The sequence below is a fragment of the Chloroflexus islandicus genome, assembly GCF_001650695.1.
Taxonomy (GTDB): domain Bacteria; phylum Chloroflexota; class Chloroflexia; order Chloroflexales; family Chloroflexaceae; genus Chloroflexus; species Chloroflexus islandicus.
In genome coordinates, this window is the sequence record NZ_LWQS01000086.1 from 1 (window position 1) to 21164 (window position 21164).

A 21164-nucleotide genomic window follows, 5' to 3' on the forward strand; every position below is an offset into this window, starting at 1 on the left:
GTCGCGGTTGCGGTTGGCGTGGCGGTCGGAACCGGCGTGGCCGTCGCGGTTGCGGTTGGCGTGGCGGTCGGAACCGGGGTCGCCGTCGCGGTTGGCGTGGCGGTCGGGACCGGGGTCGCCGTTGCGGTCGGCGTAGCGGTCGGGACCGGGGTCGCCGTCGCGGTTGCGGTTGGCGTGGCGGTCGGGACCGGGGTCGCCGTTGCGGTCGGCGTAGCGGTCGGGACCGGGGTGGCCGTCGCGGTTGCGGTTGGCGTGGCGGTCGGAACCGGCGTGGCCGTCGCGGTTGGCGTGGCGGTCGGGACCGGGGTCGCCGTTGCGGTCGGCGTAGCGGTCGGGACCGGCGTGGCCGTTGGACTTGGATCGACATTTGTCAGGGTAAACCCAGCGCTCGAACTGCCTACAGTTGCTGTGACAGTGTACGTGCCCGCCACATTATTGGCTCGCACCGGGATTTCCACAATCCCATTCAGATCGCTCACGGCGCCATTGCCGGCGGGGAAGGTTGCGCTAGCCCCGCTGTTCGGCGCAGCGAAGCTCACGTAGATGCCTTGGAGTGGGTTGCCGTGTTCATCGCTAACCCGCACCCGCAAGGCTTGGACAAAGTCGGTGTTGAGCAAGGCGCTCTGATTATTGCCGCTTTGGATGGTCAGAACGACTGGCGGCAATGCAACCAGATACACCAGTTTTAGGTCGTAGATTATTTGGAAGGGATAGCCTGCCACGTCAATGACTGCGCCGTTGGGCAAGTCGCGGAAGGTGCCGAGAATACTTCCAGTGCTGTAGTGTTGAATGATTGGCCACACATCACCCTGCATGGGTGTATAACCGGGAACCAAAGCGAGCGCCAATTCAGCCCCGTTGGGGTTGCCGGCTCCCATCAGTTCAATATTGGCGTTTCTGGTCCGGTTATTTGTGGTGTTATTCAGCACCAGACTATCACCACCGGGACCGATCTCAAAGGTTAGGCGAATATTCGGCCCGTGCAGGCGAACCCCATCACCGTTTCCATTGATGCTGAGCGTGCCGCGTCCACGGATGATAGTACCGGTCGCAAGATCGCGCCGGTCGCCGATCCCGATCTCGCCGCCGCCGGAATCGGCGTTGTAGACGATCGCACCGACCGTACCGGCCCCATAGAGGTTGAGCCGGCCATTGCTCTGGTTGCGTACGAATGAGCCGATATTGGTGCTCGTTGTTGACAGATTGATTGTCAAGTTGCCGCTACCGTTTTTGCGCAGATCACGGCTATTTGTCGTATCGGTCACGCCGACGAACGTAACATCGCCTTCAACCGTAATCGCCCGGTTGCCGGGCAATGCAAATGGCGTGCTAAAGCTGAGCCGGTTAGCGCCGCTGTCGAATGTGAAGTCGTTGTTGAGAGCCGCTATCTGGTTGGCGATTAACCGGTCTCCGCCGGCGCCGATCAATCGCCCACTGTAGAGCTCGAGTTTTGATGTGCCAAACGCCTGATCGTCGGCCACAATAATCGCGCCGCCGCTGATCGCGGTTTTGCCTTTGTGTTCGTTGGGCGTGAGGAGGTAGAGAGCCCCGTCGCCGGTTTTGGTAATGCCGCCGCTGCCGCGGAGCAGATTGTTGGGGCTGGCGATGATGAGGCTGCTATCAGCCGCGGTGTCAAATGCAATGACTTTTTGGAGGTCAATCGACGCACCAATGATATGATTGCCTCGCAGAGTGCGGATAGTGCCGGCGCCGGCAGGCGGAAAATATAGGCTGCCGCTGCCGCTGCTAAACAGCCAGTAGGTCATATCACTGTCGAAGCGCACTTCGCCAATCTCGATCGCGCCGCTATTGAGGGTGACAGTGCGTGGATACGGCGTGTTGGGAAACACTGCAATATCATTCCGGGTCTGCGGCACGATCCCGCCGCTCCAGTTGGCAGGATCGTTCCAGTTTCCGTTGCCGCCGATCCATGTGCTGGTGGCGGCGAAGACTGGATTGATGACAAGCGACCAGATGACGAGCAGAGTGATAATGGGCAACAATGAGAGCGTTGCTCGCTGCATCGGGCGGGTCATGGCTCCTCTCCAAGACTAGAATGTAGTAGTGCAACTGAGCCGAATCATAACCGAAACCTGAACCGAAGTATTACCGAAACGGCAGATTTGTTGAGCATGCTACCTAAAATGAACAAAGTTTTAACAAAATAGTTTGTGATGAAAGGTAGTATGTATCTGTGCTCTTTGGGTGACGATAGAGCATCCTTGCTGCAATGGGATCGGTCATGAGACTGATGCTACGGTTGAGCTTGAGGTTTAAAAAAGATTCATCTGTATGTTGAACATTTTGTTATGAAAGGAGTGTACGGCGCAAGTAATTGTTAGGAATTGTCGTATTACTTATTGTAGTAAAAAGGTTCTTATGACGAACAAAACCGTATTGCAAGGTATTGGCGCGGCAGTCGCCGCCTATACGCTGTGGGGATTGTTGCCGGTCTATTGGAAGGCCCTCAATGGCGCAACCGCGACCGAGATTCTCGCCCATCGCATGATTTGGTCGCTGCTCTTTTTGCTCGCTGTGCTGGCGGTGCGCCGGCAGTGGCAATGGGTGCAGGTGATGCGCCGCCAGCGCCGGTTGCGTTTGACTTATCTGGCTAGCGCGACCTTGCTGGCCGCTAATTGGGGGATTTATGTCTGGGCAGTGCAGATGAATCGGGTGGTTGAGGCCAGTCTCGGTTATTTTATTAATCCGCTGGTCAGTATTGCCCTCGGCGTGCTCGTCTTGCGCGAGCGGTTGCGTCCGGCGCAGTGGCTGGCGATCGCCATTGCTGGCGCTGGTGTGGCTTGGCTGACCTATAGCGCCGGTGCGTTACCGTGGATTGCGTTGGCGTTGGCGCTGTCGTTTGGCTTTTATGGTCTTTTGCGCAAACAGACTCCGCTTGGCTCGTTTGAAGCACTCACTGTCGAGACGCTCTGGATGTTTGTGCCGGCAGTGCTTTGGTTAGGCTGGTTAGCCGGTAACAATGGCGGCATTCATCACGATGCCGGCTTGTGGCTATTGCTGCTGAGCACCGGCGTTATCACCGCGGCGCCGTTGCTCTTCTTTGGCGCGGCCACCCAACGCATTCCGCTCACTACCATCGGCATCTTGCAATACCTTGCCCCGACCTTGCAACTCTTGCTGGGGGTGGTGGTCTATGGCGAGCCATTTTCGACTGCGCAATTGATCGGCTTTGGCGCGATTTGGACGGCGCTTGCCATCTATACCGCTGATAGCCTGTTGGCGGCGCGCCGCTATCGGGCGACGCTTACCCAGCCGGCGGCGGATTGAGTGCAAGGTGGGTTGCTTAGGCGGGGTGTTCGGCGGCGCAGTATTGCCGCAGCCGTTCGCTGTCGTCGAGGTCGAAGGCGAGGGTTGGCGTCATGATCAGGCGCGTGCGCAAACCTAGGCGCGCTGCTGCCGCCAAGTGCCGGTTGGCGCTGTCGAGGCCGAAAAGGAAGGGCAGCGGTGATGGTAACCGGAGGGCGAGCGCATTCGTTCCCCGCTGCTGCTGATCGGGCGCCAGTGCGAGATCAGCTTCGCTCAACGCATCGTAGAGCGCCGCCACATCCGCTGCCGTTACCAAGGGTAGATCGCCGGCCAGCACGATCATCGTCTGCACGCCAGCGTTCTGGAATTGGCTACGTGCTTCGGTTAAGGCGGCGTTCAATTCTTCGCAACGGTCGGGCAACCATTCCACGCCACCGGCCTGCGCCAGTGCCGCGATGGCTGGATCGGCGCTGACCAGCCAGATTCGCGCCGGCATAGTGAAACCTGCGGTTGCTTGCCGGGCGGCATTGATGACGTGCTGGGCTAATGTGAGCACGAGCCGTTGCCGCGCTGCCGGAGCGAGGTCGCCGGCCAGCCGTGATTTGGCAAACTGGAGCCGTTTGATGGGGATGGCGATGCCGATCACGGATGCTGCTTTCTGTCATTGTGCGGGGGTAAACACTCAGCGAAGCTGTGTTCTCTTGCCCCTGCAACAATCGCTTGCGGATTAAGCGAATGCGAGCTCCAATGCTGCCCGTGCCAGTGCCATTTTTTCTGGCATGCCGCGCATAATCGTATCGGTCACGAATGGGCGAATGCCGAGCTGTGCGATGGCTGGCGCTAGCGCCGCATCGACGGTATCGATGACAATCCCGTCAATCAGATCGGCATACGCCTTGGCAACCCCCAACGCGGTCGGTTCCATCCCGGCGGCCCGCATCAGCGGCACTGCCGGCCCTTTAATCGCCGCGCCGCCGACAATCGGGCTGATGGCGACGACCGGCGCATTGGCGTTGGCGATCGCTTCCCGCACGCCGGGAATGGCAAGGATCGGCCCGACGCTTACCACCGGATTGCTCGGCGCGATAATGATCGCTTCGGCGCTGGCGAGCAGCGGCAACAGGCGCGGCGCCGGCGACACCGGCCCAGCGGCGTGCAGATGCACCCCGCGCACCGCCGGCTGGCAGCGTTCACGCACGAAATACTCTTCAAAGTGGAGTTCGCCGTGATCGGTCAGGATGTGGGTCGGCGCCGGATCATCGCTCATCGGCACAATGGTGATCGGCACTCCCAACGCCTGCCTCATCTCATCGGCGACCTGCGACAGAGTTGCGCCATCGCGCAGGCGGGCAGTGCGGTAGATGTGCAAGGCCAGATCACGATCGCCAAGCTTGAACCACGTTGGCGCACCGAGCCGGCCGAGCCACTGCATACATTCGTCGGTGTCGCCGGCAATGCCCCACCCCTGTGCGGTATCAATCACCCCAGCCAGCGTGCAGGTGACGATATCGAGATCGGGCGAGATATGCAACCCGTGCAGCACCATATCGTCGCCGGTATTGACAACGGCGGCGATTCGTTCGGGCGGCGCAACGGCAGCCAAACCTTCGAGAAACCGGGCGGCGCCGACGCCGCCGGCCAGCACAACAATCATAACAGTAGACATAAAGACGCAGAGACAGCTTGGCTGTCTCTGCGCCGCAAATTAGAAGAGCAGATTCGCCAGCCGGCGGCGGGCCGGCCCCACCAACGGATTCTCGTCGCCGAGCAGGGCAAACAGCGCCAGCAACGCCTTGCGCGCGCCATCATCGCGCAGCGCCCGATCCCGGCCAACGATAGTCAAGAGGTGCTCGATCGCCGTGGCGTAATCGCCGGCGCGCACCGCCGCTGCCGCTTGCCGGTACAACCCCTCGCTGCCTTCTGCCGGTTCAGCGGGTGCATTCACCAGATCGGCGATTGCCAACCCAGCGGTTGCCCGGCTGCTAAACGAGCTGCTTGCTGGAACTTGCTTCAGGGTCACAATCCCTTCCGGATCACCGCGCAGCGCCAGCAACCGGCCCAAATTGAACAGCGCCGTCTCGTTCTTGGGGTCTTGGCCCAGAATCAGGCGGTAGCGCGCAATCGCCTCCGCCGGATTGGTCGCCTCCAGCGCTTGCGCCATCGCCAGCAGGTCGGCGTTGCGGTCAGGCACCACCCGCTTCAGCCATGCCCGCACCTGACTCTCCGGCAGCGCGCCGGTAAACTCATCAACAATCTTGCCTTGATAGACCGCCTTGACCGCCGGAATGCCCTGTACCCGGAACATCTGGGCAAGGCGCGGGTTTTCATCAACATTAATCTTGGCCAGCACCCACGTGCCGCCGGCTTCGCGCGCCAGCCGCTCGAGCGTCGGCCCCAGCACGCGGCACGGCCCGCACCACGGCGCCCAAAAGTCGATCACGACCGGCGTCGTCTGCGAGCGCTGCAACACCTCGCGCTCAAAGGTAGCTTCGGTAACTTCAAGCACTGCGCTTTGGGCAGTCGTTGCGCTCACTCCAGTAGCCATGCTTGTTCTCTCCTTGCACCGATCGGTTATTGCTGTTGTGTAGTGTACCAGAAAGGTGTTGAAACGATGTCGGCAAAATGTAAGAAGAATGTCAACATTTACCGGCGCTGCACCTCTTGCCGCAAGAGCAAGAGATAACCGACGCCGACGATGCCGGCGAAGGTGAACCATTGCAGCGCATAGCTCAGATGCGGGCCTTCATCGAGCCGGTACGGATCGGGCGGACGTGGCAAGCCGGTGTTGCCGTCAGGCAACTGCTCGATAAACAGCGGTAATAGCGGCGCGCCAACCTGCTGTTGGATGGCTGGCACATCCACCCGCAGCCACGCATTGATCCGCGTCTCTCCCGGCAATGGCAGGTCACGCCCGGCCAGCGGGCTATCGGGACGCAGTTGCGGCGCTTGGGCAATCCCTTCAATCGTCACCGGTCGCGTCACCGCGTAAGCGGTCGCCGCCCCCTGCGCTGACGGCAGCCAACCGCGGTCAACCAGCACCGCATACTCGCTGCCCTCAATCTGCAATGGCGTCACTAAGTGAACCCCATCGACGCCGCTATCCGACCGCCTCCCGCGCAAAACGATACTTTCTTCATTGCGAAACACCCCGCTCACCACCACCCGCCGCCCGATCACCGTCGCTGGATCGGTCGCAGGCGTGAGCGGGATCGCCAGCTGGGCCAACGCCGCCAACCGGGCCGCATTCGCCGCTCGTCGCTGTTCGAGCCGGTCAAGTTGCCAGAACCCCAAAACGATCAATGTCGCTAAAATCACCAACGCAAACAGATGCTTCGCGATCCACCATCCACGGAGGAGGCGATGGGTGGCGGGTACCGTTGTCGTCGTCATACGCTGCCAGCTCGTTGCTATGCCACCGTCTAGTATGATGAGAAAAGGTGGCGAAACGTAACATTCCCCTGCCATCATACCATTAGTGGCGGCGGCGCTGCCAATGGCTCCTGCCTAGAATGGATACGCACCCTCGCTAGGGAATGTTGAGGGATGGACAGAACATGTGATCGCTGTGCAATGCTTCAAAGCGTAGCTTTGCACTCCCCTCTCCCGCGCCAGTGGGAGAGGGGCTGGGGGTGAGGGCTATCAGCCCGCGCAGCGGGCTTCGTGAGGATAGCCCGGCCCTTCTGTACTGTTCGCCTTTGAACTCCTGCATTCGTGGGAGCAGGGCATGGTTGGATTCCGCGCGAAGCGCAGCGTTCCGCATACACACGGTTGATTTGCCCCCACCCCCAACCCCTCCCCCGCTGGGGGAGGGGCGGGCCGATGGCCCGCGCAGCGGACTTCGTAAGGATAGCCCGGCCCTTTTGTACTGTTCGCCTTTGAACTCCTGCATTCGTGGGAGCAGGGCCGGGAGTGAGGGCGAAACGACGCATCTTGCAGATATCATTGATAGCTGCGCTCATGCGTTCTATTCGTCCTTGAATTATGGAATGCGGCAGTTTCACTGCCGCACTCCATACTTGTACGTGGCAGCGCCACTACCACACTCCACACCCCCATTCGTTTATTCGTTCTCCTATTCGTTGTCCATGGTATACTTGCGCTATGACTGCGAGGAGGAGGCCGCAATGAAGCGAGTGGTTAGCATCAGTCTTGGATCGGCGCAACGCGATTATCAGATCACGGTCACGGTGCTCGGCCAGCATGTGGAAGTGCGCCGGATTGGTACCAACGGCGATGTCGCGCAGGCGATGGCACTCGTGCGCGAATTTGACGGCAAGGTTGACGCGATCGGGTTAGGCGGCTTGACGCCCGTCTTTCGGATTGGCCGCGCTCGTTACCCGCATCAAGAAGCGATCCATATCGCTGCCCAAGCCCGCCGCACGCCCGTGGTTGATGGCGGTGTGGTCAAAGCGACGCTCGAACGGTGGGCGGTTGCCCAAGCAACCCGCCAGATTCCGTCACTGTTGCGCTATAAGCGGGTGTTGATCACGAGCGGCGTCGAACGCTACCAGCTCGCCGCAGCGATCAGCCAGTACGAGCCGGAGTTGCGCTTCGCCGATCCCGTGATCCACGCCGGTATCCCCTTCTTGCCGCCGCCACGCTCGCTCGAACAACTTGAACTGTACGCCGCCACCACTCTGCCCATTTTGGCCCTCTTGCCCTACCGCTTTCTCCATCCGGTGGCGCTCGGCCAAGAGGGCTTTGATAGCCGGGCAGCCGATCTGTTCCGCTGGGCCGATGTCATTGCCGGCGATTTTGCCTTTATCCGCCGCTTCGCCCCCCACGATCTGACCCGCAAGGCGATCATCACCGATGATCCATCACCGGCTGAGATCGAAGACCTGCGCCGGCGCGGGGTGACGACGCTGGTCACGATGACGCCGCCGCTCAGCGAAGAACGCCCATTTATCGCTGCCGATGCAATCGAGGCGGTGATTACCGCGATTACCGAAAGCCCGCGCCAACCCGGTGATGCCGAGGTGATCGATTTTATCGCGGCTGCCGGTTGGGGGCCGACGGTGCAAGACCTTAATCCGCGGCCGAAACCGCGCTTTGCCTTTGTGATCCATCCGCTGCGCACCGAGCTGATCGCTAATCACCATCTGTTCCGCTGGACGCGCTATCTGCCCAAGCGGTTGGTCGAACTCGTTGCCGCCGAGTTCCCGCCCCTCTACCTCTCGCGCATCCGCGGCATTCGCTCGAAAGCCACCGGCGAAGAGGTGGAAGGCATTCTCCTCACCCTCGGCGCGACCCCGCGTGAGATGATGCGCCGTCCGCCAAGCTTTACCTATCGCCGCTTAATTAAAGCGGCCCGCATGGCCGAACGGATGGGGGCGCAGATTATGGGTTTGGGCGCATTTACCTCGGTAGTCGGCGATGCTGGGATCACCGTGGCCCAGAAGGTCAATATCGGCATTACGTCGGGCAATTCGCTGACGGTGGCTGCTACGCTCGAAGCAGCCAAGCAGGCGGTGTTGTTGATGAAGGGTGGCCGGCCTGAGCATGTGCGCGCCGTCGTGATCGGCGCGACCGGCTCGATCGGCGCGGTCTGCGCCCGTTTGTTGGCCCAAGCCGTGCAGGATGTGGTGCTGGTGGCGCCGCGCGCTGAACGCTTGCTGGCGCTCAAGAAACAGATTGAAGCCGAGACGCCGGGGGCGCGGGTGGTGGCGGCAACCTACGCCGATGCTTATATCGGTGATGCCGATCTGATTATTACCACTACCAGCGCGTTGACCGGCAAAGTGATCAATATCGATAAGCTCAAACCCGGCGCCGTCGTGTGCGATGTCGCCCGCCCGCCCGATGTGAAAGAAGAAGATGCACGCCGCCGGCCTGATGTGCTCGTGATCGAGAGTGGCGAGATTGTCCTCCCCGGTGAGCCGGATTTTGGCTTCGATATTGATATGCCTCCCGGCACCGCCTATGCCTGCCTCTCTGAGACGGCCTTGCTGGCGATGGAGGGTAAGTTTGAGGATTATACGCTGGGGCGCAATATCGAGATCGAGCGAGTCAAAGAGGTCTATCGGCTGTGGAAGAAGCATGGCCTTGAGCTGGCCCGCCTGCGCTCGTTTGGTGTCTACGTCACCGACGAGATGATCGCCGAGAAGCGCCGCTTGGCCGAAGAGCGCCGCCGCCAGTTGGGGTTGCCGCCGGAACGAGTGATCGTGGGGAGTGGGGAGTAGGGAGTAGATCGCAAGTATCCTTAGCGAGAAGCTCAATGCTTGAATGGATCTCTGCCCAGCCGCACCAACCCCGTCCCGCTCCGCCAGTGTTGTTGGTGCATGGCGCATGGCACGGTGCATGGTGTTGGGCCGAACGGGCCTTGCCTGATTTGGCTGCTCGCGGCCTGACTGCGCATGCGATCAGCCTGCGCGGTCACGGCGCCAGCCCGCCGGCCAGCCGGTTGACGACCATCTGCGATTATGTGCAGGATGTCCGCACGGCAGTGGCTGCGTTGCCCCAGCCGCCAGTGCTGGTTGGCCATAGCGCCGGCGGTTACGTGGCCCAATTGCTGATGACCGGTCGTTGCGGGCCGCCGCCAGCCTTGGCCGGCGTCGTGTTGCTCTGTAGTTCGCCGGTCTCAAGCCCGGCCTACTTTCTGCGCCGCTGGCGCGAAGGCGCACCGATGGTTGATATCCGCGCCCTGTTGCGCCGTGAGCCGGCAGCCGTGCGCGCCGCCCTCTTCCGGCCCGACATCGCTGCCGCCGACCTCGAACGCTACCGCCAGCAACTGGTCAGCGAACCGCCACTGGTAACAATGACCAGTATGCTGATCCGCCCCCGCCCGTCCGCTTGCCGGACGCCGGTGCTCGTCATTGCCGCCGGCGACGATGCGATCTTCGATCTCGCTGCCCAGCAAGCGCTTGCCGCTACCTACCGTGCCGAGCTGTTTGTTATCCCTTCAGCGCCGCACGACATCATGCTTGATCCGGCATGGCCGCTGGCCGGAGCCGCGATTGCTCAGTTCGCAGTTGAGCTGAATCGTGCGGCGAAGGTGTAAGTGTTTTTACCGCCAAAAACGCAGCGGGAAGGATAGATATTGTGCCGCCGAGGGTTGCGGGCCGCTGGCCTACCGGGTTTTCGCTTATGGAAGCGGGCGGGCCGCCCGCGCTCCCCGCTCCCGCTTGGGGCGCGGGCCGCTGGCCCGCACGGGTTCACACTGGTGGAATCGGGCAGGCCACCGTGCTCCCCGCTCCCGCTTGGGGCGCGGGCCGCTGGCCCACACGGGTTCACACTGGTGGAATCGGGCAGGCCGCCCGCGCTCCCCGCTCCCGCTTGGGGCGCGGGCCGCTGGCCCGCACGGGTGTTCTTTGGTGGAGGTGTTGAGGGGTAGACCGACCAACTGATGCGTACAACCGTTGATCGCTGTAAAATGCTCAAAACGTAGCTCTGCTCTCTCGCTTCCACCTGATGGCGGGAGCGGGGCCGGTGGTGCGGGCCATCAGCCCGCGCAGCGGGCTTCGTAAGGATAGCCCGGCCCTTCAGGGCCGGGTGCTGGCCGCCCGCGCTCCCCGCTCCCGCTTGGGGCGCGGGCCGCTGGCCCGCTCCATGTCCGTTATCTGAAAGCAACAAGCGATGTCTGCACACATCCCTGCCATTATCGTCCGCGATCTCGTCAAAACCTACGAAGTCCCTGAGCGCGACCCCGGCCTGCTGGCGGCAATCCGCAGCCTGTTCCGGCGGCGGGTGCGCGCCATCCATGCTGTGTCTGGCGTCAGTTTTACCATCCAGCCGGGTGAAGTGGTCGGGTTTCTCGGCCCGAACGGGGCCGGCAAAACCACCACCCTCAAAATGTTGACCGGCCTGCTCCATCCAACCAGCGGCGAGGCGCTCGTGTTCGGCTACGTGCCCGCCCGCCGCGAGCCAGCCTTTTTGCGCCGGATCACGCTCGTCATGGGGAATCGCAACCAGTTGCAGTGGGATCTGCCGGCGCTCGATTCGTTCGAGCTGATCCGCGCCATTTATCGCCTGCCGCCTGCCGAGTTTCGCGCAACCCGCGATGAACTGATCGACTTGCTCGAAGTGGGCGATCTGGTGCGCAAGCCGGTGCGCAACCTCTCACTGGGTGAACGCATGAAAATGGAGATTATCGGCGCTCTGCTCCATCGCCCGCAAGCCCTCTTCCTCGATGAGCCGACGCTCGGCCTTGATGTGACCATGCAACGCCGCATCCGCGCCTTCGTCGCCGAATATAACCGGCGCACCGGCGCGACCGTGCTGCTCACCAGCCACTACATGGCCGATGTCGAAGCTCTCTGCCGGCGGGTGATCGTCATTCACCACGGTCGCGTGTTGTTCGATGGCCCGCTGAGCGCGCTGGTTGATCAGTTTGCCGCCTACCGCAAACTGATTGTCACGCTGGCCGAAAGCGGCGCCGATCTGAAAGGCTTTGGCGAGGTGTTAGCCCACGATGGTCTCCGCTACACCTTGCGCGTGCCCAAAGCGATGGCGCCGGCCATCACCGCGCGTCTGCTGGCCGAAGCGCCGGTCGCCGATCTGATGGTTGAAGAGCCGCCGATCGACGATGTGATCGAGCAGGTGTTTGCGGTTGGCACCCCGCGCTAAGCAAAGAGGCGCTCGCTATGACCCAATTGATCGATTTTTACCGTGCGGCCATGAAGCAGGCGATCCTCGTCCAGTTCCAGTATCGCGCCGCCAACTATTTCTATATGATCGGCATGATCGCCGAACCGGTGATCTATCTAGCGGTCTGGAGCGTCGTCGCCGCCGCGCAAGGCGGTTCAGTCGGCGGGTACAATGCCGGCGCGCTGGCTGCCTATTACATCGTCTGGACGCTGGTGCGCAATATGAATATCGTCTTTACTCCCTACGGCTGGGAACAACGCATCCGCTCCGGCGAGCTGTCGGGCTTGCTGCTGCGCCCGCTTCATCCGCTGCACTACGACATCGCCTTCTTCGCCGGTTGGAAGGTGGTCGTGATTGTGCTCTGGCTGCCGATTGCGGCGGCGCTAGCATGGCTCTTTCAGCCAACGCTGGCCCCTACCGCCATCGAGATTGCGGTCTTCGCGGTCGCCATCTGGGGCGCATTCCTGATCCGCATGATGTTTCTCTGGCTGTTGGGCCTGATCTCATTCTGGACAACCCGCGTCGCCGCGATCTACGAACTCTTTTTTGCCTTTGAACTGTTCCTTTCTGGCCGTATCGCGCCGCTAGCCCTCTTCCCCGATTGGGTGCAAACGCTGGCCGATTGGCTGCCGTTCCGCTGGACGTTCGGCTTCCCGATTGAAGCCCTTATCGGGCAGCTCTCGCTGGCTGGCTTGCTGGGAGGGCTGGCAATGCAAGCGTTCTGGATCGGCGTTGGCTTAGGGCTGTTGGCGGTGGTGTGGCGAAGCGCAATCCGGCGCTATACAGCGGTAGGCGGGTAGAAGATGGATGTTGCACGCATTATTGCCACCTTTGCCCGGATTGGCATCCTCAACGAGCTGCAATACCGGGCGAACTTCTTCTTTCAAGTGCTCGAATCGGCGATCGGGCTGGCGACGGCCCTGATCGGGTTGGGCCTTGTGTTCCGGCACACCACGGTACTGGCCGGTTGGACGCCGCCCGAATTGTTGGTGGTGATGGGAATCTATGGGGTGATGATCGGCATCGTGCAAGCCGTGATCCAACCCAATATGCTACGCTTAGCCCAAGACGTGTTAGAAGGCAAGCTGGATTATGCGCTGACCAAACCGGTTGATGCCCAATTACTGATCAGCATCCGCGAATGGCAGGTATGGCGTTTCACCAACGCCATCGCCGGCTTGCTGGTCATTGGCTGGGCCTTGCTGTGGATGCAGGCGAGTGTTCGGCTTGAGCAAATCATCGCCTTTGGCGCTGCCGTGTTGTGTGGTGTGATTGCAATCTACTCGTTTTGGCTGATATTAGCGACGACCAGTTTCTGGGTGATTCAGATCGAAAGTCTGATCAACCTCTTTGAAGGCCTCTTCGCCGCCGGACGCTGGCCGGTCAGCATCTACCCATCGTGGTTGCGCGCCCTCTTGACCTTTCTAGTGCCGGTGGCCTTTGCCGTCACCGTCCCCGCCGAGGCGCTGACCAATCGGCTAACCGGCTCAACATTGGCGTTAGCAGCGGGGGTTGCGCTCGGCCTGTTCGTCATAGCGCGCTTGTTCTTCCGCTGGGGCCTCAGCCGTTACAGCGGGGCTAGCGCATAAGGTAGCCGCTGCGGTGTGGAAAAAGCATCTATCCAGTACCGCCATCGTAGGCGCGCTGGGTGCGGCTGCGGCCTTAGCGCGCTCTGGCATGCAAGAGTGCTTCAGGCGCGGAAAAAGTATATATCCTGTCTAAACATCATCTCTCCCTGCTCCTGCTTGCGGGAGCAGGAGCAGGGGAAGATGAGCGTAGCTCTCCCGTACCGCCATCGTAGGCGCGCTGGGTGCGGCTGCGGCCCTAGCGCGCTCTGGCATGCAAGAGTGCTTCAGGCGCGGAAAAAGCATCTATCCTGTCTAAACATTTTGTTGCCTGCTCCCATTGGTGGGAACAGGGGCTGGGTTCCCTGTCCGGCCATGCCTGAGCTGGTTGGTTCCGCCATCGCGGGAGATTGCTTCGGTCGGGCGGCTCCCAGCCGCGCTGGGAGCCGACCCTCCCTCGCAATGACAACCGGAACGCGGGCGCTGGTGTACCTCAACCAGTGCCTGTCGCGAAGACATAGCAGCTCCCCCACTCCTGCCGTCAGGTGGGAGTGGGGGTTGGGGGGTGAGGGCCATCAGCCCGCGCAGCGGGCTGCGCTAGTCTAACCCAGCCCTTCAAACTGGGTCAGGGAATAGCCGCACAAACCCACTAAAGACGCAAACATAAAGTGTATTTTGTGCTTTTTGTGTCTCTTTGTGGCTATTCCCTAGCCCGCGCAGCGGGTTGCGCTAGTCTAACCCGGCCCTTCAAACTGGGTCAGGGAATAGCCGCACAAACACACCAAAGACGCAAACATCAAGTGTATTTTGTGCTTTTTGTGTCTCTTTGTGGCTATTCCCTAGCCCGCGCAGCGGGCTGCGCTAGTCTAACCCGGCCCTTCAAACTGGGTCAGGGAATAGCCGCACAAACCCACTAAAGCCGCAAACATAGTGTATTTTGTGCTTTTTGTGTCTCTTTGTGGCTATTCCCTAGCCCGCGCAGCGGGCTGCGCTAGTCTAACCCGGCCCTTCAAACTGGGTCAGGGAATAGCCGCACAAACCCACTAAAGACGCAAACATCAAGTGTATTTTGTGCTTTTTGTGTCTCTTTGTGGCTATTCCCTAGCCCGCGCAGCGGGCTGCGCTAGTCTAACCCGGCCCTTCAAACTGGGTCAGGGAATAGCCGCACAAACCCACTAAAGCCGCAAACATAGTGTATTTTGTGCTTTTTGTGTCTCTTTGTGGCTATTCCCTAGCCCGCGCAGCGGGCTGCGCTAGTCTAACCCGGCCCTTCAAACTGGGTCAGGGAATAGCCGCACAAACACACTAAAGACGCAAACATAAAGTGTATTTTGTGCTTTTTGTGTCTCTTTGTGGCTATTCCCTGTCCGGCCATGCCTGAGCCGGTATGTTCCGCCATCGCGGGAGATTGCTTCGGTCGGGAGGCTCCCAGTCGCGCTGGGAGCCACCACTCCCTCGCAATGACAACCGGAACGCGAGTGCTGGTGTGCCATCACCACCTTCCCCGCTCGCGCAACGCGGGAGCGGGGCGCTGCTGCCTGCCGCGAGCGCAATGACAGTGCCGCCAACCAAGCGGCTCACCCTCTGCGTCCTCTGCGCTCTCTGCGGTAAAAACGCTCCCCCTCTCCCGCCGCAAGGTGGGAGAGGGGGTTGGGGGGGAGGGCATCTATCCAGTACAAACATTCCCGCCGCGACACCAGTTACGCTCGATTGAGCAACGCTTCGATCATATGATCGGGCGCTTGTACCGCCACCACTTCGCCTTGCACCGTCGTCTCGCCATTCACCTCGATCCACGCCTCAACCACCACCTTACGACCGGCCATCTCTTTCACCCGCCCGTGGATGACCAATTCGGGGCCAAGCGGGGTCGGCTTCAAGAAATTCACCCGCAGCGAGGCGGTGAGGTAGCGCAAGTACGGGGCCGTGCCCGGCTCGCGGCCAGTCACCGCGTAAGCGGCTGCCGAAGCGGTGCCCGTGCCGTGACAGTCGATCAACGACGCGAGCAACCCGCCGTACACATAACCGGGCACGGCGGTGTGGTAGGGGCGTGGGGTAAAACGGGCAATGGCTTCGTTACCGTCCCAAACACTCTTGATCTGCAACCCGTCAGGGTTGAGACGTCCGCAACCGTAGCAGTGGCTCAACTCATCGGGATAGGTGTCTTGGATGGGTTTCATTGGCTACTCCAGATAGACAGCGCGATACCCAGACACAGTGATGCTGTACCGTTGTGGCTCAATAGTCTACTCTTGTCAGTGCGCGGGGGCGTAGCCCTCGCAGCACTCTCCTGCTCGCGAGCTAACGAACACTGAGCGGTGTGTTTCCGCTTTCACGGGGGATTGCTTTGTCTCGCTGCGCTCGGCTCGCAATGACCACCGGACGAGCTCGCTTTTCTACCGCTTTGTCTTTACATCCGTCGCAGGTAGATCCACGCTGAGGGGCCGCGATTGCCCATCACCACCGTCTCGCCGGGCACAAACTGCTCGACGGTGAAACGCTGGCGTAGGGCCTGCATCAGCGCCGATTGCTCAATGCTGGTCTTGAGCGTCTCTGTCTGATCACTATTGCGCAGATGGGCAAACAACACAAACAACCCACCCGGTCGCAGCAAACGGTGAACTTCATCAAGGTACGCATGCAGAGCTGGCTCGGCGAAGCCGTGGCCGCAGCCGACATCGATCGCCAAATCGTATGGCCCGCTGAGAAAATCGAGCTTGGTGACATCGGCGACAAACAGGCGCACCCGGTCAGTAACCCCAGCGGTAGCCACCCGTTCGGCGGCCATGGCAATCGCTTCGGGAATGAAATCGACCCCGTCAACCTGCCAGCCGGCGCGGGCCAACCAGATACAGGCACGACCGAGACCGCAGCCGAGATCGATGGCGCGGCCCGGCGGCAATTCACGGCTGAGCGCAATGATTTCGGGCGGCGGTTCGGGGTGATCCCACGGGATTTCGCCGGATAGGTAGCGATCGCGAATGCGCTGGAAACGGTCGGTCATAATGTGCCCTTGTAAGCGTAAGTACGGCGGTTTGATCCGTGCTTTTGCGTCTTTTTGCGGCTATTCCCATTTACCGCTCTTGCCGCGAACGCTTGAGCGCGCGGTCAATATCGCGCGCGGCATCACGGCGGGCAATATCCTCGCGCTTGTCATACATCTTCTTGCCACGGGCCACCCCAAGCTCGACCTTAGCCCGCCGCCCTTTGAAATAGATCTTCAGCGGCACCAGCGTCATACCCTTCATCCGCACCAACCCATTCAGCCGGTTGATCTCGCGGCGGTGCAGCAAGAGCTTGCGCGGACGCAGCGGGTCGTGGTTGAAGTATTTGCCCGATTGCTCATACGGCGCGATATGGGCATCATAGAGAAAAATTTCATCGTTGACGACGCGGGCGAAACTGCCGCGCAAATTCACTCGCCCGGCGCGCACTGATTTGATCTCGCTGCCAGAGAGAACAATGCCCGCTTCGATAGTCTCTTCGATGTCGTAATCGTGACGAGCTTTACGGTTGTCGGCGACTACGCCGGGATGGTTGTTTTTACTTGCCATGATAATGTGATTTCAAACTCATCGGTGTTGCCGTCGTTGGGGCGCTGGATTGCGTTGCCCTTACGCCGGCGGTTCGTTAATCAACCACTCGATGGCGCTGCCTAACCCGATCGTACACCAAAACAGCGTCGCCATGTGGCTAAACTCAATATTAAAGAAATAGTGATCGGCCAAGCCGACCGCGAGCGCGGCCACGATCGCGCCTTGGCAGCCGAGCAGCCAACTAGCCGCCTCATCATCGAGGTGCGGCAAGATGCGCAGGCTGCGGGTAAACCAAAATCCGATCAGGCCCAAAAAGACGGCCAGCCCGATCAAGCCCATGCGTTGGCCAATCGCGAGGTAAATACTGCTCACCCCCGCCGAGAGGTCGAGATCGGGCGCTTGGCCAAAGCCGATGCCAAACGCCGGATAGCGCTGGATAATCGCGATCGCGTTGGCGTACTCGTCGAGACGCATCTGTTGGGCCTGATCGCGGAACTGGACGCCGGAGAGCACACGGTTTATGAATTCGTCCGCATACCCTAGCCCCAAGAGCAGCACGCCGCCGAGGATGCCGGCGACAATCATATACCGCCACAACCGGCGATAACGCACGGTGGCCAAAAAGGCCGCCGCGATGATCAAGCCGAACAGGGCCGCGCGCGAGAAGGTCAGCAATAGTGCCAGCACCTGCAACCCGCCCAAAGTTGCCAACAACCAGCGCGGCAAGATCGGGCGCGGTGCGGCGAGTTGGGTCAGGGTCAGCACCGCGACGAGGGCCAGCATCCCGCCGAAACTGTTCGGGTCAACCCCCAAGCCGATCGCCCGTTCGAGGCCGTTGGGGTCATCTTCCACATACCGCAACACCCGCCCGCTGGTCGGGTACCCGATCCGGCCCAGCGCCACCAGCAGTTGCAAGGCGATCGAATCGGGCAAGGCCCACAAAATCAACCCGATCAGCGCCGACAAACCGCCAACCACAATCAAGGCGCGCACGATCAGCCGGGCGGTGTCGCGGTCACGCACACAATTGATCACGGTCAGGTAGCAAAAGACCCCCAACACAAACTTGGCGTAATTGTGGAGGGTTTGCGGGTCGGGCAACCCGCGTGCGCCGAGCACCAGCGAAAAGAGGGTCAGGCCGAGAAACCCGATCAGCGGCAAGCCCAGCGAACCAAAGCGAACATCATACGTATCCGAGCGCGCCAGCGCGCGCAAAAACCAGACCCCGTTGAGCGCCACCAACACCAGCGTTAGGAAATTCGGCGTAATAATCGCCTTAAACGGCAAGGTGCCAAACGGGATCATTGTGGCTACGGCCAAGGCCGCGATCAAACCGGCCTTGACGCTCACCAACAACGCGGTGGCGATGGCCAAGGCCAGCAAACCGGCGGCGGCGTACAACGGCCCCAACGCCGTCACGCCGCCGATCAGGCTGCCGGTGGCCAACGCCAACAATGCAATCAGGAATGGCGACTGCACCAGCCGGTCGCGCACCGTTGTAGGTTGCGCGGAAAGTTTAATGGACATACGGCATATCAGAGATGCGCATCAGCTTATCCCAGCGGTGGGTGGCATCGATGTAGCGCACCGTCCCCGAACGTGAGCGCATCACCACGCTATGGGTGCGGGCGCCGCCACCGAAATACTCCACGCCGCGGAGAAACTCGCCGGAGGTGATGCCGGTGGCCGCCACCACCACATTCTCGCCGCGCACCAGATCACGAGTCGTCAATACTTGTTTAGGATCGAGGCCAAGTTCAGCGGCGCGCGCGCGTTCTTCGTCGTTCCGCGGCCAGATTTTACACTGGATCTCGCCCCCCATGCACTTCAGCGCTGCCGCCGTCAGCACGGCTTCCGGCGCGCCGCCGATCCCCATCAAGATATCAGCCGGTGGGTTCTCAATGTTGGTCATAATCCCGGCGCTGACATCGCCGTGAGCAATGAGCTTAATACGCGCGCCGATTTCGCGAATCTGGCGAATGAGATCCTTGTGGCGCGGGCGATCAAGCACGACGACGGTCACGTCTTCGACTTGCTTATTGAGCGTGCGCGCTACCGCGCGAATATTGTAGGCCACCGGCGCATTGATATCGATCACGCCCTTGGCCCGTTCGCCGACGGCTAGCTTATCCATGTACGGGATGCCGCGCCAGTTGTAGAATGAATGGCGTTCAGCGACAGCAACGATCGCAATTGCGCCGGGCATACCTTCGGCGAGCAACGTAGTACCCTCAACCGGATCAACTGCGACATCGATCTCTTCACCCTCGCCATTGCCAACCCGTTCGCCGATATAGAGCATCGGCGCTTCGTCCTTCTCACCTTCACCGATCACCACAATACCGTTCATTGGCACACTGTTCAGTGCCATCCGCATCGCATCAACGGCGGCCTGATCAGCGCTATTCTTGTCGCCGCGACCCATCCAGCGCCCCGAACGCAGCGCCGCCGCTTCGGTGGCCCGCACCAAATCCATTCCAAGGTTGCGCTCCATCGCGAACCTCCGCTTTCTTGCTGGCGATCCTATTCCAGTGGCGCGCCAGCCTCGCGCCCTGCGTTACCTTGAATTGTAGCATAGGTGCAGAGGGGTTCGTATGTGCCACACGGTCAGGTTCACCAACCGCCAAAGAGCGTATACCCCAGCAGCACGACTAACCCCATCCGTACAATCCGGGCTAGAAAGACCGTCGTGGCGAACACCCAAACTGGCACACCAACGGCGCCGGCGATAATGCCGGCGATGTCGAAAAACGGGTTCGGCGGTGCCGAGAGGACGAACAACACGACCGGCGCGCGCCAGCGGTGCTGCATCTGGCGATGTACCCAGTCGTAGAACGCAGTACGCTCCATCGCCTTGCGCCCGCTCCTCCCGGCGTAAAAGGCGACTAGCTCGCCGAGTACCGAACCGGCAGCGGCGGCGACAGCGACGCCATAGGGATTAAAGGCCTGACCCAGCCGGATCAGGAGTGGATAATACGGCACCGGCACCACAATCGAAGCGTTAGCGATTCCCGCCGAAAGAAAAGCGCCCAAGTAACCGAGGGCGCCTAACCGTTCGACCAGATCGGGGGGTAACAAGATAAAGACGAGCACGTTTGCAACAGCAATCGCAATGCCAACGACAGCGGGCCATAACCATACCCGCCAAAGCGGCGGCTGTGTTTCGACAGACATACACCCTCTTGCTGATGGACTACAAGTACGTTAGATGTCGTAGCCTACATTCTCGCGAGAGCTTGTTCAGATGAGCCGTAGCCGGTTCAGCCAGCGTAACGGATACCCAAACACCCGCGCGCCGAGCGCGTCGCCACTGAGCAAGCGGGCGCGTTGCGTGGCGATGCGGTCAACCTGCTGGCGAGCGACGGCGCGTTCGGCGCCGTCATTTGTCACGATCGTCTGCATCGCTTGCTGCCAAACATCGTTGCGCCAGTTACGGATTAAGTGCGCCGTACACCATTCGTCGAGCGGGCCGAAGGCGCGGTCAAGGATGCGCATCGCGCGGGCGTATGGCGCGATCACCTCATCTTGCACCCGATCGATCGTGAGCGCAATCACCCGATTGACCGCGTCGTAGTCCGCTCGCCGGTGCTGGCGTTCACGTTCCGAGAGGTGCGACCATTCCGGGCGCAGCAAATCATCCAACACCAAGACCAGATCGTAGTTGATATGCGCATTCACCCCCAAAAGCAGATGTTGCACAATGGCTGTGTCGCGCCGTGTAGCGAACGCGAAGGTGTGTTGCCAGACCTGCGGCCCGCCGGTTGCTTGTTCCCACGCCGTAAGGGCGACAAAATAATAATCGGCAAAGTCGCCGATCAGCCGATGCACCCAAGCTGAATCGTGGAATTCATCGCGTTCTACCGCAGCGAGCATATGCTCAGTCATCCGCTGGTAACAGGCCAGAAAGATGGCCCGGCGGTCGCCGGTTGCATTCCACTGATCAACCAGCGCCAGCATACGTTCGGTTAAGGCGGGCATGCAATCTCCTTTCTGGCATGTGAGGTCACAGGTGACAGCAAAACCGTGACCTGCTCACAGTGTACCACGCAAATTCGTTGATTTGTGACGGCTCTATCATGCGCCGTATAACGAGAAATATCGCTTAGGAAAGCGGTTTAACTCGGTTACGCAGAGCCGCTTGACAAATCGGGCAAGAGTTGCTATACTCCCCATCGTCAATCGCACCGCGGTTGACACGGAGGACGGCCCG

18 protein-coding genes are annotated in these 21164 nt (G+C 60.8%); 6 read left to right on the forward strand and 12 right to left on the reverse strand.

Going from position 1 to position 21164, the window contains the following annotated elements; all coding sequences use genetic code 11:
• On the reverse strand, nt 1–2036 hold a 2036-nt coding region (locus A6A03_RS20745; protein ID WP_425394392.1), incomplete at its 3' end, for an Ig-like domain-containing protein.
• 343 nt (nt 2037–2379) lie between these two features.
• Here A6A03_RS20745 and rarD point away from each other — a divergent pair.
• A complete protein-coding gene (gene rarD, locus A6A03_RS16720; RefSeq protein ID WP_066790562.1) occupies nt 2380–3288 on the forward strand; it encodes an EamA family transporter RarD in 909 nt (302 codons plus the stop codon).
• A gap of 16 nt (nt 3289–3304) precedes the next feature.
• Here the strand turns inward: rarD and cofC are convergent, their stop codons facing one another.
• The 4 genes from cofC to A6A03_RS16740 form a co-directional block, all read right to left on the reverse strand.
• Nucleotides 3305–3913 (reverse strand): 2-phospho-L-lactate guanylyltransferase, encoded by a 609-nt coding sequence (gene cofC / locus A6A03_RS16725; protein WP_066790566.1) that lies wholly within the window; start codon nt 3911–3913, stop codon nt 3305–3307.
• Between the two features lie 81 nt (nt 3914–3994).
• Nucleotides 3995–4933, reverse strand: coding sequence for a 2-phospho-L-lactate transferase (gene cofD, locus A6A03_RS16730; protein WP_245669035.1), 939 nt, complete (start codon nt 4931–4933; stop codon nt 3995–3997).
• Between the two features lie 39 nt (nt 4934–4972).
• Nucleotides 4973–5812: a tetratricopeptide repeat protein gene (locus tag A6A03_RS16735; protein WP_066790568.1), complete on the reverse strand. Its 840-nt coding sequence runs from the start codon at nt 5810–5812 to the stop codon at nt 4973–4975.
• A 98-nt stretch (nt 5813–5910) separates the two neighbouring features.
• Nucleotides 5911–6657 carry an SURF1 family protein gene (locus tag A6A03_RS16740; RefSeq protein WP_066790569.1) on the reverse strand — a complete coding sequence of 249 codons (747 nt, stop codon included), beginning with the start codon at nt 6655–6657 and terminating at the stop codon, nt 5911–5913.
• A gap of 734 nt (nt 6658–7391) precedes the next feature.
• Between A6A03_RS16740 and A6A03_RS16745 the strand changes: the two genes are divergently transcribed.
• The 5 genes from A6A03_RS16745 to A6A03_RS16765 all read left to right on the forward strand — a co-directional run bounded on the left by A6A03_RS16745 (nt 7392) and on the right by A6A03_RS16765 (nt 13442).
• Nucleotides 7392–9449, forward strand: a complete 2058-nt coding sequence (locus tag A6A03_RS16745) for a serine carboxypeptidase (RefSeq protein WP_066790570.1) — start codon at nt 7392–7394, stop codon at nt 9447–9449.
• Between the two features lie 35 nt (nt 9450–9484).
• Nucleotides 9485–10267 carry an alpha/beta hydrolase gene (locus A6A03_RS16750; RefSeq protein ID WP_066790572.1) on the forward strand — a complete coding sequence of 261 codons (783 nt, stop codon included), beginning with the start codon at nt 9485–9487 and terminating at the stop codon, nt 10265–10267.
• Between the two features lie 575 nt (nt 10268–10842).
• Nucleotides 10843–11832 (forward strand): ABC transporter ATP-binding protein, encoded by a 990-nt coding sequence (locus A6A03_RS16755; RefSeq protein WP_066790574.1) that lies wholly within the window; start codon nt 10843–10845, stop codon nt 11830–11832.
• A gap of 17 nt (nt 11833–11849) precedes the next feature.
• Nucleotides 11850–12653, forward strand: a complete 804-nt coding sequence (locus tag A6A03_RS16760) for an ABC transporter permease (protein WP_066790576.1) — start codon at nt 11850–11852, stop codon at nt 12651–12653.
• Nucleotides 12654–12656: 3 nt separating this feature from the next.
• Complete coding sequence (locus A6A03_RS16765; protein WP_066790578.1) at nt 12657–13442, forward strand: ABC transporter permease; 786 nt, start codon at nt 12657–12659, stop codon at nt 13440–13442.
• 1676 nt (nt 13443–15118) lie between these two features.
• On the opposite strand, the gene A6A03_RS16770 is transcribed toward A6A03_RS16765, so the two are convergent.
• The 7 genes from A6A03_RS16770 to A6A03_RS16800 form a co-directional block, all read right to left on the reverse strand.
• Nucleotides 15119–15598, reverse strand: a complete 480-nt coding sequence (locus tag A6A03_RS16770; protein WP_172812328.1) for a PaaI family thioesterase — start codon at nt 15596–15598, stop codon at nt 15119–15121.
• A 230-nt stretch (nt 15599–15828) separates the two neighbouring features.
• Nucleotides 15829–16422 carry an SAM-dependent methyltransferase gene (locus A6A03_RS16775; protein ID WP_066790580.1) on the reverse strand — a complete coding sequence of 198 codons (594 nt, stop codon included), beginning with the start codon at nt 16420–16422 and terminating at the stop codon, nt 15829–15831.
• 70 nt (nt 16423–16492) lie between these two features.
• Entirely contained in the window at nt 16493–16972 is a 480-nt protein-coding gene (gene smpB, locus A6A03_RS16780; protein ID WP_066790582.1) for an SsrA-binding protein SmpB, read from the reverse strand.
• 60 nt (nt 16973–17032) lie between these two features.
• Nucleotides 17033–18481, reverse strand: coding sequence for an O-antigen ligase family protein (locus A6A03_RS16785; protein ID WP_066790584.1), 1449 nt, complete (start codon nt 18479–18481; stop codon nt 17033–17035).
• On the reverse strand, nt 18471–19448 hold the full coding sequence (gene glpX / locus A6A03_RS16790) for a class II fructose-bisphosphatase (protein WP_066790586.1): 978 nt from the start codon (nt 19446–19448) through the stop codon (nt 18471–18473). Before glpX ends, A6A03_RS16785 begins: the two co-directional genes overlap by 11 nt.
• 119 nt (nt 19449–19567) lie before the next feature.
• Nucleotides 19568–20128, reverse strand: a complete 561-nt coding sequence (locus A6A03_RS16795; protein ID WP_066790588.1) for a VTT domain-containing protein — start codon at nt 20126–20128, stop codon at nt 19568–19570.
• Between the two features lie 66 nt (nt 20129–20194).
• On the reverse strand, nt 20195–20932 hold the full coding sequence (locus A6A03_RS16800; RefSeq protein WP_066790590.1) for a DUF5995 family protein: 738 nt from the start codon (nt 20930–20932) through the stop codon (nt 20195–20197).
• Between the last annotated feature and the right edge of the window lie 232 nt (nt 20933–21164).

What these genes read in the sequence shown, in the direction of transcription:
- rarD (WP_066790562.1), top strand. Translation starts at nt 2,380, where the DNA reads ATGACGAACAAAACCGTATTGCAAGGTATTGGCGCGGCAGTCGCCGCC.
- cofD (WP_245669035.1), bottom strand. Translation starts at nt 4,933, where the DNA reads ATGTCTACTGTTATGATTGTTGTGCTGGCCGGCGGCGTCGGCGCCGCC.
- A6A03_RS16735 (WP_066790568.1), bottom strand. Translation starts at nt 5,812, where the DNA reads ATGGCTACTGGAGTGAGCGCAACGACTGCCCAAAGCGCAGTGCTTGAA.
- A6A03_RS16740 (WP_066790569.1), bottom strand. Translation starts at nt 6,657, where the DNA reads ATGACGACGACAACGGTACCCGCCACCCATCGCCTCCTCCGTGGATGG.
- A6A03_RS16745 (WP_066790570.1), top strand. Translation starts at nt 7,392, where the DNA reads ATGAAGCGAGTGGTTAGCATCAGTCTTGGATCGGCGCAACGCGATTAT.
- A6A03_RS16750 (WP_066790572.1), top strand. Translation starts at nt 9,485, where the DNA reads ATGCTTGAATGGATCTCTGCCCAGCCGCACCAACCCCGTCCCGCTCCG.
- A6A03_RS16755 (WP_066790574.1), top strand. Translation starts at nt 10,843, where the DNA reads ATGTCTGCACACATCCCTGCCATTATCGTCCGCGATCTCGTCAAAACC.
- A6A03_RS16760 (WP_066790576.1), top strand. Translation starts at nt 11,850, where the DNA reads ATGACCCAATTGATCGATTTTTACCGTGCGGCCATGAAGCAGGCGATC.
- A6A03_RS16765 (WP_066790578.1), top strand. Translation starts at nt 12,657, where the DNA reads ATGGATGTTGCACGCATTATTGCCACCTTTGCCCGGATTGGCATCCTC.
- A6A03_RS16770 (WP_172812328.1), bottom strand. Translation starts at nt 15,598, where the DNA reads ATGAAACCCATCCAAGACACCTATCCCGATGAGTTGAGCCACTGCTAC.
- A6A03_RS16775 (WP_066790580.1), bottom strand. Translation starts at nt 16,422, where the DNA reads ATGACCGACCGTTTCCAGCGCATTCGCGATCGCTACCTATCCGGCGAA.
- smpB (WP_066790582.1), bottom strand. Translation starts at nt 16,972, where the DNA reads ATGGCAAGTAAAAACAACCATCCCGGCGTAGTCGCCGACAACCGTAAA.
- A6A03_RS16785 (WP_066790584.1), bottom strand. Translation starts at nt 18,481, where the DNA reads ATGTCCATTAAACTTTCCGCGCAACCTACAACGGTGCGCGACCGGCTG.
- glpX (WP_066790586.1), bottom strand. Translation starts at nt 19,448, where the DNA reads ATGGAGCGCAACCTTGGAATGGATTTGGTGCGGGCCACCGAAGCGGCG.
- A6A03_RS16795 (WP_066790588.1), bottom strand. Translation starts at nt 20,128, where the DNA reads ATGTCTGTCGAAACACAGCCGCCGCTTTGGCGGGTATGGTTATGGCCC.
- A6A03_RS16800 (WP_066790590.1), bottom strand. Translation starts at nt 20,932, where the DNA reads ATGCCCGCCTTAACCGAACGTATGCTGGCGCTGGTTGATCAGTGGAAT.